At 57.6% G+C, this 14,998-nt stretch carries 14 protein-coding genes and 3 tRNA genes; 8 read left to right on the plus strand and 9 right to left on the minus strand.

What is annotated here, in order from left to right:
• Positions 1-20: 20 nt before the first annotated feature.
• The 8 genes from ACN085_RS05000 (at position 21) to ACN085_RS05035 (ending at position 8,374) form a co-directional block, all read left to right on the plus strand.
• On the plus strand, positions 21-707 hold the full coding sequence (locus ACN085_RS05000; protein WP_419099249.1) for a winged helix-turn-helix transcriptional regulator: 687 nt from the start codon (positions 21-23) through the stop codon (positions 705-707).
• Between the two features lie 39 nt (positions 708-746).
• Positions 747-1,790 (plus strand): mycothiol synthase, encoded by a 1,044-nt coding sequence (gene mshD / locus ACN085_RS05005; protein WP_419110799.1) that lies wholly within the window; start codon positions 747-749, stop codon positions 1,788-1,790.
• A gap of 69 nt (positions 1,791-1,859) precedes the next feature.
• On the plus strand, positions 1,860-4,088 hold the full coding sequence (locus ACN085_RS05010; RefSeq protein ID WP_419104835.1) for an RNA degradosome polyphosphate kinase: 2,229 nt from the start codon (positions 1,860-1,862) through the stop codon (positions 4,086-4,088).
• A 133-nt stretch (positions 4,089-4,221) separates the two neighbouring features.
• Positions 4,222-5,223 carry an NUDIX hydrolase gene (locus tag ACN085_RS05015; protein ID WP_419110800.1) on the plus strand — a complete coding sequence of 334 codons (1,002 nt, stop codon included), beginning with the start codon at positions 4,222-4,224 and terminating at the stop codon, positions 5,221-5,223.
• A 55-nt stretch (positions 5,224-5,278) separates the two neighbouring features.
• Positions 5,279-6,097 carry a thymidylate synthase gene (locus ACN085_RS05020; RefSeq protein WP_419110801.1) on the plus strand — a complete coding sequence of 273 codons (819 nt, stop codon included), beginning with the start codon at positions 5,279-5,281 and terminating at the stop codon, positions 6,095-6,097.
• A gap of 9 nt (positions 6,098-6,106) precedes the next feature.
• Complete coding sequence (locus ACN085_RS05025; RefSeq protein WP_419110802.1) at positions 6,107-6,703, plus strand: dihydrofolate reductase; 597 nt, start codon at positions 6,107-6,109, stop codon at positions 6,701-6,703.
• An 84-nt stretch (positions 6,704-6,787) separates the two neighbouring features.
• Positions 6,788-7,927, plus strand: coding sequence for an aspartate-semialdehyde dehydrogenase (gene asd, locus ACN085_RS05030; protein WP_419099243.1), 1,140 nt, complete (start codon positions 6,788-6,790; stop codon positions 7,925-7,927).
• A gap of 9 nt (positions 7,928-7,936) precedes the next feature.
• Positions 7,937-8,374, plus strand: coding sequence for a GntR family transcriptional regulator (locus tag ACN085_RS05035; protein ID WP_419099242.1), 438 nt, complete (start codon positions 7,937-7,939; stop codon positions 8,372-8,374).
• 59 nt (positions 8,375-8,433) lie between these two features.
• Here the strand turns inward: ACN085_RS05035 and ACN085_RS05040 are convergent, their stop codons facing one another.
• The 9 genes from ACN085_RS05040 to ACN085_RS05080 form a co-directional block, all read right to left on the minus strand.
• Positions 8,434-8,844, minus strand: a complete 411-nt coding sequence (locus tag ACN085_RS05040; protein ID WP_419104832.1) for a PGPGW domain-containing protein — start codon at positions 8,842-8,844, stop codon at positions 8,434-8,436.
• Between the two features lie 16 nt (positions 8,845-8,860).
• On the minus strand, positions 8,861-9,952 hold the full coding sequence (locus tag ACN085_RS05045) for a UDP-N-acetylmuramate dehydrogenase (RefSeq protein WP_419104831.1): 1,092 nt from the start codon (positions 9,950-9,952) through the stop codon (positions 8,861-8,863).
• 90 nt (positions 9,953-10,042) lie between these two features.
• The gene (locus ACN085_RS05050; RefSeq protein WP_419104830.1) at positions 10,043-11,278 is read right to left on the minus strand and encodes an MFS transporter; all 1,236 of its coding nucleotides are present in this window, start codon (positions 11,276-11,278) and stop codon (positions 10,043-10,045) included.
• A gap of 207 nt (positions 11,279-11,485) precedes the next feature.
• The gene (locus tag ACN085_RS05055) at positions 11,486-11,950 is read right to left on the minus strand and encodes a MaoC family dehydratase (RefSeq protein ID WP_419110803.1); all 465 of its coding nucleotides are present in this window, start codon (positions 11,948-11,950) and stop codon (positions 11,486-11,488) included.
• Positions 11,947-12,396: an FAS1-like dehydratase domain-containing protein gene (locus ACN085_RS05060; protein ID WP_419099237.1), complete on the minus strand. Its 450-nt coding sequence runs from the start codon at positions 12,394-12,396 to the stop codon at positions 11,947-11,949. Before ACN085_RS05060 ends, ACN085_RS05055 begins: the two co-directional genes overlap by 4 nt.
• 153 nt (positions 12,397-12,549) lie before the next feature.
• Positions 12,550-12,621 (minus strand) — tRNA-Thr (locus ACN085_RS05065).
• Position 12,622: 1 nt separating this feature from the next.
• Positions 12,623-12,696 (minus strand) — tRNA-Met (locus tag ACN085_RS05070).
• Between the two features lie 31 nt (positions 12,697-12,727).
• A tRNA-Thr gene (locus tag ACN085_RS05075) sits at positions 12,728-12,799 on the minus strand.
• A 235-nt stretch (positions 12,800-13,034) separates the two neighbouring features.
• The gene (locus ACN085_RS05080; RefSeq protein ID WP_419111045.1) at positions 13,035-14,942 is read right to left on the minus strand and encodes a DEAD/DEAH box helicase; all 1,908 of its coding nucleotides are present in this window, start codon (positions 14,940-14,942) and stop codon (positions 13,035-13,037) included.
• Between the last annotated feature and the right edge of the window lie 56 nt (positions 14,943-14,998).

Consider the following 14,998-nt stretch of genomic DNA (forward strand, 5'->3'; position numbering starts at 1 on the left):
GTATAGCGAGGAGTGATGGTGTGCTGCATATTGTCGTGTTGAGTGATTCATCGACCGATGGCGCTGACGTCACCCAGTCTTTGGGTTTATTAGCACACCGGTTTTCTGTATTGCCTTTAGGTTCCTCCCTTGCCCCTATCCAGGGTTTGGGGCCGGATGTGGTCATGGTCGATGCCCGCGAGGAACTGGTCGCTGCTCGCAACTGTGCCCATCTCCTGAAGGGAGCCGGGCTTAATGTGCCCTTACTGATGGTGCTAACCGAGGGCGGCATGGCGGCTGTAGCAGCTCATTGGATGGTTGATGATATCGTTCTTGCATCGGTTGGACCGGCTGAGCTAGAAGCCCGTCTACGCCTGCTATCAGCTTACCGTGATCACCTAGCTCAGGCTCAGGATTCTATTATTCGGGTGGGGGGCGTAACGGTTGACGAGGCTTCCTATTCGGCTCGTTTGCAGGGCTCACCGCTCAACCTGACCTATAAGGAATTCGAACTCCTTAAGTTCTTGGTCCAGCACCCTGGCCGTGTTTTTACCCGCTCCCAGCTTCTATCTGAGGTGTGGGGCTATGACTACTACGGCGGCACCCGCACCGTCGATGTTCATATTCGCCGTTTGCGTTCCAAGTTAGGGCCTGACCACGAACAGTTAATTACGACGGTGCGCAATGTTGGCTATAGCTTCAACTCCCCCAGAGGTGAGTCTCGTTAGAGTAAGGAGGAAGGCTCATGGTGAGTGGAGGAGGTACCTATGAAGGCTCTTGAGGTGGTTGAATCTACCTTTGCTTCTGACTTACCCCAAGGCATGCAGGCCCTAGCTAGCTTGGCCCAGGGACAGGACGGAGCAGCTCCTTTTTCGGAGCAGGCCCATGTTGAAGTTATCCGAGCAGTGAACCAACACGAGGCGGTTCCGGCTTCTGCCGTGAAGGCCTTTGAAGCGCGGGTAGCAGACCAGCTTGTAGGCTTAGCGGTGCTTGTTCTTGAAGGTGATACCTGGGTTCTTGAGGCAGCAGTAAGCCCTCAAATGCGCGGGCAGGGTATCGGCCTTACTCTAATTACCTCCGCTCTTAAAGCTCTGGAGGGCCAGCCTCTAGCGGCCTGGATCCACGGAGGCCCGCAGGAGCAAACCCCCGCTCTGGAAGCTGCCCTTGCTATTGCTCAGCATTTAGGGTGGAAGGCAAGCCGGGAACTCTACAAACTAGAACTACCCCTAACCGAAGCATCGAGGCAACGCATCCTTGACCTAGCTGATCAGGCTCAGCTCCCCCAAGGTCTCGAACTTATCACCTACTCACCGGAGCAAGCCCATCACTGGGTTGAACTGAATGCACGCGCTTTTGCGCATCACCCCGAGCAGGGCAGGCTGACCCTAAAGGATCTGCAGGTTCGCACGGAATCTGCCTGGTTCAGGCCCGAAGGTTTCTTCTTGGTTCATGTCTCTGACAGTACCGCAGAGGCAGAATCTAAGTGCGGCTCTGCCCTGGCCGGCTACCACTGGACCAAAATCCCCACAGACCAGGGAGCAGAGCCAGAAGGTGAAGTCTATGCCATCGGCATCGACCCCCGGTGGCAGGGCCGGGGCCTGGGTAAAGCCCTCACCTTAGCAGGTATGGCTTACCTAGCTCAGACAACCGACGAGCAAGGAAAAGCCCTAGACCGTATAGTTCTCTATGTCGATGCAGATAATACGGCGGCAGTCAGCCTCTACCGCTCTCTCGGTTTCACCCCGCTCACCGTTGACCGACAGTACCGACCCGGTGCCCCGGCAGAAGCCACCCCCTCAAGATCCAGCTGACGGGCACCCCACCGGCCCGAAGCCACAAGACCCACACTTTGTATTGACCGCAACCGCGAAAGGCTCACCATGACCAAGGCACCAGAAGAGATACCCAACCGCATCCCCATCGGGAGTGACATCAGCAAGCTAGAACGCGCTGAAACACGCGTAGACCGTATCGATATAGGAAAGAAAATTAAGCTCCCCAACCTCGAGGGTGACTTTGGCTCCGATCGTTTCCTTGACCGCGAAATAAGCTGGCTAGACTTCAACACCCGGGTTCTCGAATTGGCAGAAGATCCCAACCTCTACTTGCTTGAACGCCTGAACTTCCTCTCTATCGTTACCAGCAACCTCGATGAGTTCTTCATGGTCCGGGTAGCCGGGCTCAAGCGCCGTATCGCCACCGGTATCGCCATGCCCTCAGCCGCAGGCCTCACCCCTGAAGAGCAGATGGAAGAAATCGCCGAAGCCGCTCACGCCCTGCAAGAGCGTCAGGCACGGGTCTTCCACGAGCAGGTCTACCCAGAGCTCGAAAAAGAAAACATTCGCATTGTCGGCTGGAGCGATCTGAGCACCGCTGAGCAGGACCGCCTCTCCAACTTCTTCCGAACCGATGTCTTCCCGGTGCTCACCCCGCTAGCCGTTGACCCGGCCCACCCCTTCCCCTACATCTCCGGTCTATCGCTCAACCTGGCGGTCATTGTCCGCAATCCCCAGACCGGCAAGGAACTCTTTGCCCGTCTCAAGGTCCCCGAAACCATGGACCGGATGGTCGCCGTTGATGGCTCACGCTCGGTACGTTCATCCTCCGGTGAGGTACGCTTTATCCCTCTCGAAGTGATTATCGCTGAGCACCTCGATATTCTCTTCCCCGGCATGGAAGTACTGGAACACCACGCCTTCCGTGTAACCCGTAACGAAGACCTCGAAGTAGAAGAGGACGATGCTGAGAACCTTCTCAAAGCACTAGAGAAAGAACTGCTCCGCCGCCGTTTCGGCCCGCCGGTACGCCTAGAGGTTGAAGACACCATCAACCCAACCATTCTGGAACTCCTGGTCTCCGAGCTAGGCATCGATGAGCACGAGGTCTACAAGCTCCCCGCGCCCCTGGACATGCGCGGTCTCTCCGATATCGCTAAGACCAACCGCCCTGCCCTGCACTACCCCAAGCATGTAGCCCACACCTCCCGCTGGCTCAACGCCAACGAAACCTCCAAGGCTGCCGACGTTTTCGCCGCAACCCGCGATCACGATGTCTTACTCCACCACCCCTACGATTCCTTTGCGACCAGCGTTCAGGCCTTCCTCGAGCAGGCAGCCTCTGACCCCGCTGTACTGGCTATCAAGCAGACCCTCTACCGTACCTCCGGCGACTCCCCCATTGTCGATGCCCTCATCGAAGCAGCCGAAGCTGGCAAACAGGTCCTGGCCCTGGTCGAGATTAAGGCCCGCTTTGACGAGCAGGCCAACATCGAATGGGCCCGCAAACTGGAGCGCGCCGGTGTTCACGTGGTCTACGGCATCGTGGGCCTCAAAACCCACTGCAAGCTCTCCCAGGTGGTCCGCAAGGAACCCGATGGTCTACGCCGCTACTGCCATATCGGCACCGGCAACTACCACCCCTCCACCGCCCGCTTCTATGAGGATCTCGGTCTGATTACCTGCGACCCTCAAATCGGTGAGGACGTCTCCAGGCTTTTCAATCAGCTCTCCGGCTACGCTCCCAAGACAACCTACAAGCAGTTGCTGGTTGCCCCCCGCTCCCTGCGCTCGGGCCTGATTGACAACATCAATAAGGAAATAGAACACAAGCAGGCCGGTCATTACGCCAAGATTCAGATTAAGTGCAACTCGATGGTCGATGAGGCTATCATTGACTCCCTCTACCGTGCTTCACAGGCCGGAGTAGAAGTCAATGTACTGGTACGCGGCATCTGTGCCCTACGCCCCGGTGTTCCAGGGCTCTCAGATAACATCAAGGTGCGTTCGGTGCTGGGGCGTTTCTTGGAGCACTCCCGGGTTTTCACCTTTGAAAACGCCGGTCAGCCCAAGACCTACATCGGCTCAGCCGATATGATGCACCGCAACCTGGACCGCCGTGTTGAGGCCCTGGTACACGTTAAGGAACCTGCCCATGTGGCTTACCTGCTCCAAATGTTTGAGAATTACCTCTCGGACAAGACAAGTAACTGGCACCTGAGCGCCAACGGTTCCTGGGAACGCCATCATTTGGATGCCGAAGGTCAGCCTCTGCGTGATGTCCAGGCTTTCTACTTGGCTAGCCGGAGCAAGAAACGCAATAAGCGCTCCTAACAGTTAGCTTTGACAGGATAATTTATCCGCCCGATTCCCTCTCCAGGGCAGTCGAGGGAATACAATGTCCTTGGGTTAAGGCAAGGTTAACCCAGGGACATCTTAAATGCCCGCCCCACTATTGGAGCTCCACATGCCGCACACAGACACCTTTTACACCGCACACACAGCAGACGGGGAACTATCTATCCGCCGAGGTCCCCGCAACAAGGCCGCCGTCAATGCTGCTGGCGCGCTAATTTGGCGGCGTCACCACGACAAGCTCGAGGTACTCATCATTCACCGCCCCCGCTACGATGACTGGTCCTGGCCCAAGGGTAAGCAGGATCCGGGGGAAACACTGCCCGAGACCGCTGTGCGTGAGGTCCGTGAAGAAGTGGGTCTCCAAGTCACGCTAGGCGCACCGCTTGCGGTGACCGCCTATAAGGTCAAGGGAAAGCCCAAGGAGGTCTACTACTGGGCCGCCGAGCTCCCCGCTGGTGCACGGGCACAGGCTGATGAGGGTGAAGTTGATGAACTGCGCTGGGTAAGCCCCAAGCAGGCACGGGCGATGCTGACCAGCCCCACCGATAAGGAACCCCTGGATGCCCTGCTCCGTTTAGAGTCCGCTCAGGATCTCAAGACTCGCCCCGTAATTGTGATGCGGCATGCTAAGGCCAAGCCTCGTTCTAAGTGGGCAGGGGCAGAAGGCGAGCGCCCGCTGGCCGCTACAGGCAAGAGACAGGCTCTGGCTGTGGGGCGGTTATTACAGGCTTGGTCCCCTGAGCGGGTTGTTTCCTCGCCCTGGGTCAGGTGCATGCAAACGGTCTACCCTTATGCTAAGGCAAGTGGCCTGACCATTAAGGAAAAGCGCGGGCTGACAGAGGACAGTAATAGACGTTCACCCAAGCATGCGCGTAAAGTAGCAGAGTCGCTCTTTGAGAAGCGTGACCGTTCTGTTGTCTTGTGTACCCACCGTCCGGTACTCCCTACGGTCTTGGAGGTGCTGGGTGGGCATTTGGGCAAGTCTCTGCGCAAGCATCTGCCCGCTGCTGATCCCTACCTGAAGCCGGGTGAAATGTGGGTCATGCAGGTGTCGGTTACTCACCCTATGACCGTGGTTTCTTTAGAACAGATTAAGCCTTTTGATGACTGATTCCTTGAGGTGAGTGCCCCCGGCGCTCCCTGCCCCCTTGACTGAAAAGAAGATAATGACTGTTCCCACCCCCTACGAAGACCTACTTCGTGAGATTATGGCTACCGGCGATTTTAAGTCTGATCGCACCGGTACCGGCACCAAGAGTGTCTTTGGTCGCCAGCTGCGTTTTGACCTGTCGGAGAGTTTCCCGCTGATTACCACTAAACGGGTTCACTTTAAGTCGGTTGCTCTTGAGTTGCTCTGGTTTCTGCGGGGTGAGTCCAATGTGCGGTGGCTTCAGGAACGCGGTGTGAGTATTTGGGACGAGTGGGCTGATGAGGACGGCGAACTGGGCCCGGTCTACGGCGTACAGTGGCGTTCCTGGCCTGCCGGGGATGGGCAGACCATTGACCAGATTGCTAAGGTCATTGAGTCGCTCAAGACTAACCCTGATTCTCGTCGGCATATCGTCACGGCCTGGAACCCCGCTGAGGTCGATGATATGGCTCTGCCGCCTTGTCATGCGCTTTTCCAGTTCTACGTCAAGACCCGCCCGGATGGCACCCGTGAGCTCTCGTGCCAGCTCTACCAGCGGAGCGCCGATATGTTCTTGGGCGTTCCTTTCAACATCGCTTCCTACGCTCTGCTGACCCAGCTTATTGCCGGGCAGACGGGTATGGTTCCCGGTGAGTTTGTGTGGACCGGCGGGGACTGCCATATCTACTCCAACCACTATTGGCAGGTTGAGGAGCAGCTCAGCCGGCAACCCTACCCTTACCCCAAGCTGATCATCAAGAATAAGAAACCCTCCCTATTTGACTATGAGTTTGAGGACTTTGAACTGGTGGATTACCGGCACCACCCCACCATCAAAGCCCCTATCGCGGTCTAGGGGCAGGCTATGAGCGTAGCTGAAAGAGATTTGCCGGTACTGGGCGCCATCTGGGCCCAGGCGGGCAAGGGCGTGATTGGTCGGGCCGGTGATATGCCCTGGTACGCGCCCGAAGACCTAGCCCACTTCAAGCAGGTTACCTGGGGGTTCCCCGTGATTATGGGGCGCGCTACCTGGGAGTCCTTCCCGCCTCGTTTTCGTCCTTTACCGGGGCGTCCTAATATCGTTATTTCCTCCTCCCTTTCTGACCCCACCCTCCGCGACGGGGCTACCTGGGTACCCTCCTTAGCCATAGCCCTTGAGCAGGCGGCCCAGCTAGCACCCGATGCCACTGCCTATTGGGTGATTGGTGGCGGTCGTGTCTATGCGGAGGCTCTCACAGCTCGGAACCTGCCGCAGGTAGCTGGCGGTTGCGTGAGCCGAGTGGAAAGAACCGTCTTTGGCCTTGAATTAGAGGGCGACACCTACGCACCGGCTTTAGATGACCGCTGGGAGTTACTTGCGTCCACCGATACGCTCACCAGCGTTAAAGGCTACGGCCTTGAAGCCACAGGTGATAAGGTCGCTCTACCCTACCGTTTTGAGAGCTGGCGGTTACAGGGGTAGCCTTTTCCGTGTCTACCTCGCTTTGGGCTGTAACACGAGGCTGTTCCCCTCACGCGTGCAGCGGAATAAAGCTAGACTGAAACCATGACTTTTACACCCGGTGATTCAGTAGGTTTTGTAGGCTACCGTGGCATGGTGGGCTCCGTCCTCATGCAGCGCATGCTCGAAGAAGGAGATTTTGAGGGTATTAGCCCCGTCTTCTTCTCTACCTCGCAGGCTGGTGCCCCCGCCCCTACCTTCGGCGGGGCCCTTGAAGAGGCCACTCTCAAAGACGCACACGACCTGGACGAGCTGCTTAAGCTTCCCGTGATTGTGACTGCTCAGGGTGGCGACTACACCAAGGCCGTTCATTCTGCTCTGCGGGAGCGCGGCTGGCAGGGTATCTGGATTGATGCAGCCTCCACCCTGCGCATGAACGATGATGCTGTGATTGTACTTGACCCCATTAACCGCGATGTTATTGACCGTGGCCTGGACTCTGGCGTCAAAGACTTTATCGGCGGCAACTGCACCGTCTCCTGCCTGCTCATGGGCTTAGGTGGCCTGTGGAAGCAGGGCCTGGTGGAGTGGGGTACTTCCATGACCTACCAGGCGGCTTCCGGTGGCGGTGCCCGCCACATGCGCGAGGTCCTCAAGCAGTTCGGTGACCTGAACGGCACCGTCAAGGCTGAACTGGCTGATCCCGCTTCAGCGATTCTTGAGATTGACCGCAAGATTCTGGACAAGCAACGTTCTGGCGAGCTGGACACCACCCAGTTCGGTGTACCGCTTGCAGGTTCCCTCATTCCCTGGATTGATTCAGACTTGGGCAAGGGGCAGTCTCGCGAAGAGTGGAAGGCAGAGGCTGAATCCAACAAGATTCTGGGCCTTGAAGGCGATAGCCGGGTCGCTCTTGACGGTCTGTGCGTCCGTATCGCAACCATGCGCTCCCACTCACAGGCACTCACCCTCAAGCTGACCGAAGACCTGACGGTTGAGGAAATTGAGAAGATCATTGATGAAGATAACCAGTGGTCCAAGGTAGTTCCCAACGAGCGCGAAGCAACTATGCGCGACCTTACACCGGTAGCGGCCTCTGGCACCCTGGACATCCCGGTTGGCCGTATCCGCAAGCTGAGCATGGGACCTCAGTACATCAGTGCTTTCACTGTGGGTGACCAGCTCCTGTGGGGTGCCGCTGAGCCGGTGCGCCGCATGCTGAAGATTGCGACCGGCACCCTCTAAAATAGAGCTATGACCAAGCCTCAGATGCCCCCAATTCATGAGTCCCATCAGGAGCTCTGCGGGGGCATCCGTGCCTTAAACTTCAGGGTGGATAAGGCATCGGATGTTCCCCCCTATTCGCAGTTACGGCGCGCAATTATTGCGGCTAGATTTGATGGCCGCTTGGCGGCCGGTGACAGGTTACCCCCTATGCGGGCTTTGGCGGCAGAAACAGGTCTAGCAGTCAATACCGTGGCCAAGGCCTATAAGGAGCTTGAAGCGGCTGGGGCTATTGAAACCCACGGGCGAGCCGGCTCCTTTATTACGGCCCTTGATTCCACGGCCCACAAGGCTCAAACGCTTACCGAAAAGTATGTAACTGCCATGCGCAAGCTAGGCTACGAAGACCCCAAAATCCTTGAGATTATTGGCCATATGCTGGGGTTAGAAGAAGCATCAGAGGGCTAGCCCCTTACCTAAAAAGGGCCCATGCACCAGGTGGTGGTGCATGGGCCCTTTGAGCTGTTTTAGCGGCCGGGTTTGCTTGTGCGGTAGTGGCATCCGCTGGGGCAGTAGTGGCTATGGTTGCTCCGCTTAGCCCATCGTTGGGCAGTTTTACGCCGGTGCCTGCGGTGGCGAGCGGCTTCAAAGGACCGCCAGGTGGCAAGCACCTTGGCACGGACCCAGAGGTTGAGCCGGTGAGCCCAGTGAAACTCGGTACCCCAGAGGCTCATGCCCATGAAGATAAAGAGCCAGCCCGGCCCAGGGGTAACCAGCATGATGATGCCGGCAAGAATACAGAGAAAGCCCAGAAGAATGACCAGGGCCCGATAAAGCAAGAGGAAAAGAGGGTGACGGCCCATAAAAGCACGTACCCGCTGCATCCGCCGGTGCAAGAGACTCCCGTCGCTACCGGCAATTTCCCGTTCAAGGCTCATAGCGTAACGTCAGGGGCTAGAGTTCAAAACCAACGACAACGGGCTCAGCAACCAGATACACGCCAAAGCGTTCTTCAACACCGGCTCGCACAGCTCGCGCAATAGCGGCAATATCGGCGGTAGCCGCACCGCCTCGGTTAGTGATGGCCAGGGTGTGCTTGGTTGAAAGTGAGGCGCGACCGCCGGAAAGCTGCTGGGCCTGGCCCTCTAGACCAAAGCCTTTCTCAAAGCCAGCCTGCTGAATCAACCAGGCAGCACTGAGCTTGACCTTACCTTCAACCGTTTGGCCGGTGGCTGTGGTCACCGGGTAGCGGGGAGCGTCCTCGGGCAGAGTATCAAGGGCGGCGCTATCCACAATGGGGTTAGTGAAGAAAGAGCCGGTGGAGTAGGTATCGCGGTCTGCCGGGTCAAGAACCATGCCTTTCCCCGCGCGAAGACCCAGGACAGTCTTGCGCACCAGGGCGGAGCTGGCACGCTCCCCCACAGTAACGCCCAGCTGGCGGGCAAGCTCAGCGTAACGAATGGGGGCAGACATGCTACCGTGCGGTAGCTGAAAATCAACGGTCAGCACCACATAGCGGGGTGTGCCGTTGACGCTTGACTGCTTGAGGATTGAGTCACGGTAAGCGAACTTGAGGTCGGCGTTAGCGAAAGTTTTGTAATTGCCGGTTTGACGATCCCAGGTACGCACCGAAGCAATGGTGTGGGCGACCTCTGAGCCGTAAGCACCGACGTTCTGCACGGGGGTTGCGCCAACGGTACCGGGTATACCGGAAAGAGCCTCAATACCGGAGTACTGGCGTTCTACGGTGTAGGCGACGAAGGCATCCCAGTTGTGCCCTGCTTGCACGCGCAGGTTGGCGCCGCCGCAGGCGTAGTCACCGATATTTTCGATTCCCTCCGATGCGATGTGAAGCACCGTACCGGCAAAGCCCTCATCTGCCACCAGCAGGTTAGAACCGCCGCCGACAAGGAGCAGGTCCTCCCCTGCCTCATCGGCGGTGCGGAGAGCGGCGATAATTTCTTGTTCTGTTGTTGCGCGGACGTAGGTGCGGGCGGGGCCACCGACAGCGGCGGTGGTCAGTTCACTCAATAGCTTCTCAGTCACGGGTTCCATTCTACCGGCTGGTAGCAAGCCAGTATGTACTCATTCCTGGGTCCTTCCAGATAAGCTCCCTCTGAGCCTGCTGGGTGTTTGCTAGATCCTGATAGCAAGAAGCTCATCCCTATCTTTTCTGGGTGTCAGCTGGCTAGTCAGCACCAGCGAGAGCAGCACAAAAATAAGCACGGCAATCAGCCCCTTACGAATACCGAAGTGCTCGCCTAGTAAGCCCAGCAGGGGCGGGCCACCTAAGAAGGCTGTGTAACCGATGGTAGAGACAACCGATACCCGCACGGCGGCTTTCATCGGGTCGTCGGAGGCCGCCGACATACCGGTAGGGAACCCCAGAGAGGCTCCCAGACCCCAGATCAGCAAACCCACAAAACCGACTTGGACCTTGGGAGCAAAGATAAACAGGCTCAGGCCAGCGATTGCCAGGGAGCAGGTTATCCGCAAAATAAGTACCCGCCCGTACCTGTTGAGTAGTGCCGTCCCACCGAATCTGCCAACCATCATGGCCACTACAAAGGTGAAATAGCCCAGCGAGCCGATTGTCTTGCTGGTGCCGTAGTCATGGGTGAGGGCTAGGGCTACCCAGTCATTTGCTGAGCCCTCAGCCAAAGCTACACCCAGCACGAAAAGCCCAATCAGGATCGTGTGCTTATCTCGCCAGGCATCACGGACCTTATAGGCCCCAAGGGTTGCGAGCGCCTTGGTATCGTCCTGACCGTAATTTTCGGTCTGGCAGCGGGTTAGCGAGAATGCAACCAGCGCTGCCACCACCACCGCATAGCTCATCATATGGGCGACGAAGGGGAGCCCTAGCTGGGTGCCTAGAGCGCCCAGAGCTGCACCCATGACGGTGCCAATGGAGAAGAAGCCGTGCATAATCGGGGTGACGTACCGCCCCAGGGCTCGCTCGTTGGCGACCCCCTGCACGTTGGAGGCTACGTTCGACACTGCGCTCCCCAGCCCCTGTAGGCTCAGCCCCACCAGGGTCATGGGGACGCTCATATAGTAGACACCGCAACCGATCAGGGCCATACCGGTAACAGTTGTTGCGTAGGCGGCGGCTATACATCGGATCGCGCCGAAGCGGGCTACCAGGGCACCGGAAAAGCTGACAGCGCAGAAGGAACCGGCGGTCATGCCCAGAAGGAGCAAACCCATAGGTCCGGAACTCAGATTCAGCCCGGTAGCTAGGTCGGGAAGACGGGTAAGTAGCGCCGAAACCACCAGGCCGCTGGCGAAGAAGAGACTAAGGACAGCCCGGTACCAGGTACGAATCTGGGTGTCAGTCAGCTGATAAGGGACTGTACTCGATGTGGGCATACCAGGGTGTTTTCTCTCGTTCTAATTCTTTGTGTCGGCTGTCTATTCTAGCGCTCTGCTCATGCACCCTAAGGGGGGGCATGATGGGGACACCTTGAGAAGTAAAACAGTAAGCACTCACGGTAGGCCGTCTCTTATTCACCGATATTAGTGGGGCCTTCCTCTTGCAAGAGGAGCACCCCTGGCATTTTTAGCCCCCTAAGGAGACTAGGCTAGCTGGACCAGCGCTTGGGCTTTCATGAGCACTTTCTGCTCTTTGCCCTGGGCGTCGGGGGCAGTGACGGTCAGGTCGACGCGGGCGGTGCGGTTTTCTTGGTCCAGGGCACCGATTTTACCGGCCACAGAAATGACGTTGCCGCCGCTGGCAGGTGAGCTCTCCCCCTCTGCGTCGGGTACCGGCACCGGCTTGGAGAAGCGGGTCTGGTAATCCACAATCGCACCGGCGTCCCCCACCCAGTTGGTCACCAGCTGGATAGCCACACCCATGGTAAACATACCGTGAGCAATCACCCCGGGTAGCCCCACCGCATTGGCAAAACGCTCGTTCCAGTGGATAGGGTTGAAGTCCCCTGAAGCACCGGCGTAGGCCACCAGGTCTGCGCGGGTCACGGAAATCTGACAGGCACCAATCTCAGTACCCTTTTCTAGGGTCTCAAAAGTTATAGCAGTCATGAGTCCTCCGCCCGAACCAAAAGTGATGAGTAGCAGGTAGCTACTTTTTCACCGGAAACCGTGGTGATTTCTTCGCGGGTGCTAAGCATGGCCCCAGCCCCCATCACCCGCAGGCTATCAACGTGAACTTCAGTCAGGAGCTTATCGCCCGCTACGATGGGGCGGTGGTGGGTAAAGCGCTGGTCAGCGTGAACCACGCGGGAGAAATCGATACCAGCCTCGGGGTCAGTAATCAGAGCCGCGTCGGCCTTCTGCGCCAGAATAATGGCGAAAGTCGGTGGTGCTACCAGGTCGGTGTAGCCTGCCGCTTGGGCGGCCTGCAGATCGAAGTGCAGGGGGCTGGTCGCTTTAACAGCAGTCGCAAATTCACGGATTTTTTCACGGCCCACAGCGTAGGGCTCGGTGGGCGGGTAAAGGCGGCCCACAAGGTCTTGGTTAATAGCCATAGTCCTACTCTAGGCCCTAGGCTTCCACTCTTTAAAATATTTGCTAAATTTTCCCAAATTGTAGCCCTGTAGCGACTGCGGCCCTGGGCGCGAAAGAAGCCAGGGTGTAGAAAAAACCTCCCCAACCGTGAGATTGGAGAGGTTTTGAAGCTGAGCCCCGACCGGGAATCGATCCCGGGACCTCCATCTTACCAAGATGGCGCTCTACCACTGAGCTATCGGGGCGTAGCGGTGGACGGGCTCGATCCGTCGACCTCACGATTATGAGTCGTGCGCTCTAACCAGCTGAGCTACACCGCCATGTATGTGCCTTATTACGGGCTCATACCAGAGCCCCGACCGGGAATCGATCCCGGGACCTCCATCTTACCAAGATGGCGCTCTACCACTGAGCTATCGGGGCAACAGATAATACTCTACGGTACATCTGAGCCTGCGCGCAAACTGAAAGCCAGATTTTTCTGGGTGTTCTGAGGCACAGCCTTTTTCTTGTGTAAGCAAGGGCAGAAGAAGGCCCCTCCTGCCCATCCCGAGGCTGGCATAACCAACTAAGGAATAGAAAGCCAGGAGGGGCTCCCCCTTACACTTCTACGAGAACGAGCCTTTCAAAAGTCTCTAGGTTCTCACGGCACAAAGGTTTAGAACTTCTTACGGCCCTTTTTCTTACCGCCGAAGCCGCCACGGTCATCACGGTCATAGCGCTTACCAAAGCCACCGCGGTCCTCACGATCAAACTTCTTACCACCGAAACCGCCGCCGCCCTTGGGGCCACGGTCGCGCTTGATGTTGATGAACTCGCCAGCAACCTGGGTGTCACGCAGGCGGTCAAAGAAGTCACGGGGTAGCTCAGCCTCAGGCAGGCCCACAATGGTGAAGTGCTGGCGGATATCAATCGAACCGATCTGCTTACCGGTCAGGCCACCCTCATTGGTGAGGGCACCCACGATAGCTGCGGGCGAAACGCGTGATGCGCGGCCTACATTGAGCTTGAAATCAACCATGCCTTCGTCCTTGTGGCGGCGGCCGCCACGGGGCTTATCATCACGGTCAAAGCCGCGGTCATCACGATCGCGGGTCTTGCGCTTGGGCTCAGGAGTTTCTTCGGCCAGGAAGGGGCGACCCTGCTGGGCGATAACAGCCAGTGCAGCTGCAATCTCTTCGCCTTCGACGTCGTGTTCCAGAGCGTAAGCATCAATGAGGGTACGGAAGAAGCTCAGGTCTTCACTCTCAATGGTGTCAGTAATCTGCTGAGCAAAGCGCTGCTTGCGGGTGTCGTTGACGTCATCAACAGTGGGCATGTGCATCTGCTCAACCTGCTGGCGGGTAGCCTTTTCAATCTGGCGGAGCATGTACTTTTCACGAGGGGTCATGAAGAGGATAGCTTCGCCTGCACGGCCTGCACGGCCGGTACGGCCAATACGGTGCACGTAGGACTCAGTATCGTGAGGAATGTCGAAGTTAACAACCAGTGAGATACGCTCAACGTCTAGGCCACGGGCCGCAACATCGGTCGCAACCAGGATATCGATACGGCCTTGGCGCAGAGCCTCAACGGTTCGTTCACGCTGAGCCTGGGGAATGTCACCGTTGATGGCGGCGGCCTGGAAGCCACGAGCCTTGAGCTTTTCAGCTACTTCTTCGGTTTCTTTCTTGGTGCGTACGAAGGCGATGATGCCGTCGTAGTCCTCAACCTCAAGCACGCGGGTCATTGCCTCGAGCTTGTGGGAGTGCATGACCTGCATGTAGCGCTGACGGATATTGGCGCTGGTGGTGGTCTTAGACTTGACGCTTACTTCAACGGGGTTGTTGAGGTACTTCTCCGCAATCTTGCGAATAGTCTTGGGCATGGTGGCGCTGAAGAGGGCTACCTGCTTGGTGTCAGGAGTTTCTGACAGGATTGATTCAACGTCCTCGGCAAAACCCATGCGGAGCATCTCGTCGGCCTCATCAAGTACCAGGTACTGGAGGTTTGAGAGGTCCAGGGAGCCCTTCTTGAGGTGGTCAATGACACGGCCGGGAGTACCGACAACAACCTGTGCGCCGCGCTTGAGGCCGGCTAGCTGGGGGCCGTAGGGTGAGCCGCCGTAGACGGGAAGAACGGTGAAGTTCTCCATGTCGGTGGCGTAAGAAGAGAAAGCTTCTGATACCTGTAGAGCCAGTTCACGGGTGGGTGCAAGAACCAGAACCTGGGTGTCCTTGGAAACACCATTGACGTCGGCGAGCTCAGCCAAGGTGGACAGGGCAGGCAGCGCGAAAGCAGCGGTTTTACCGGTACCGGTCTGTGCCAGGCCAACAACGTCGCGGCCTTCAAGAAGTAGGGGGATAGTCTGTGCCTGGATGGGTGAGGGCTTTTCGTAGCCTACCTTTTCCAGTGCCGCGAGGACGCGTGCATCCAGGCCTAGATCAGTGAAGCGGATACCCTCGTCATCAGACTTTTCGGTCTGAGTTTTGGGGGCAGTATGGGTGTCTACAACCGGTTCCTGGAAGACAGGTTCAGTTGCGGTTTCTGCGTTCACAGCAGTATTTTCAGTCAATGTATTCCTCATCGAGTGGGGTTGTGCACGCACCGGTTTGTGTGGTGCGTTTACGGGTTTCCCCGTGG

Origin of the sequence: Rothia sp. P4278 (genome assembly GCF_048512945.1) — a bacterium.
Classification (GTDB): domain Bacteria; phylum Actinomycetota; class Actinomycetes; order Actinomycetales; family Micrococcaceae; genus Rothia.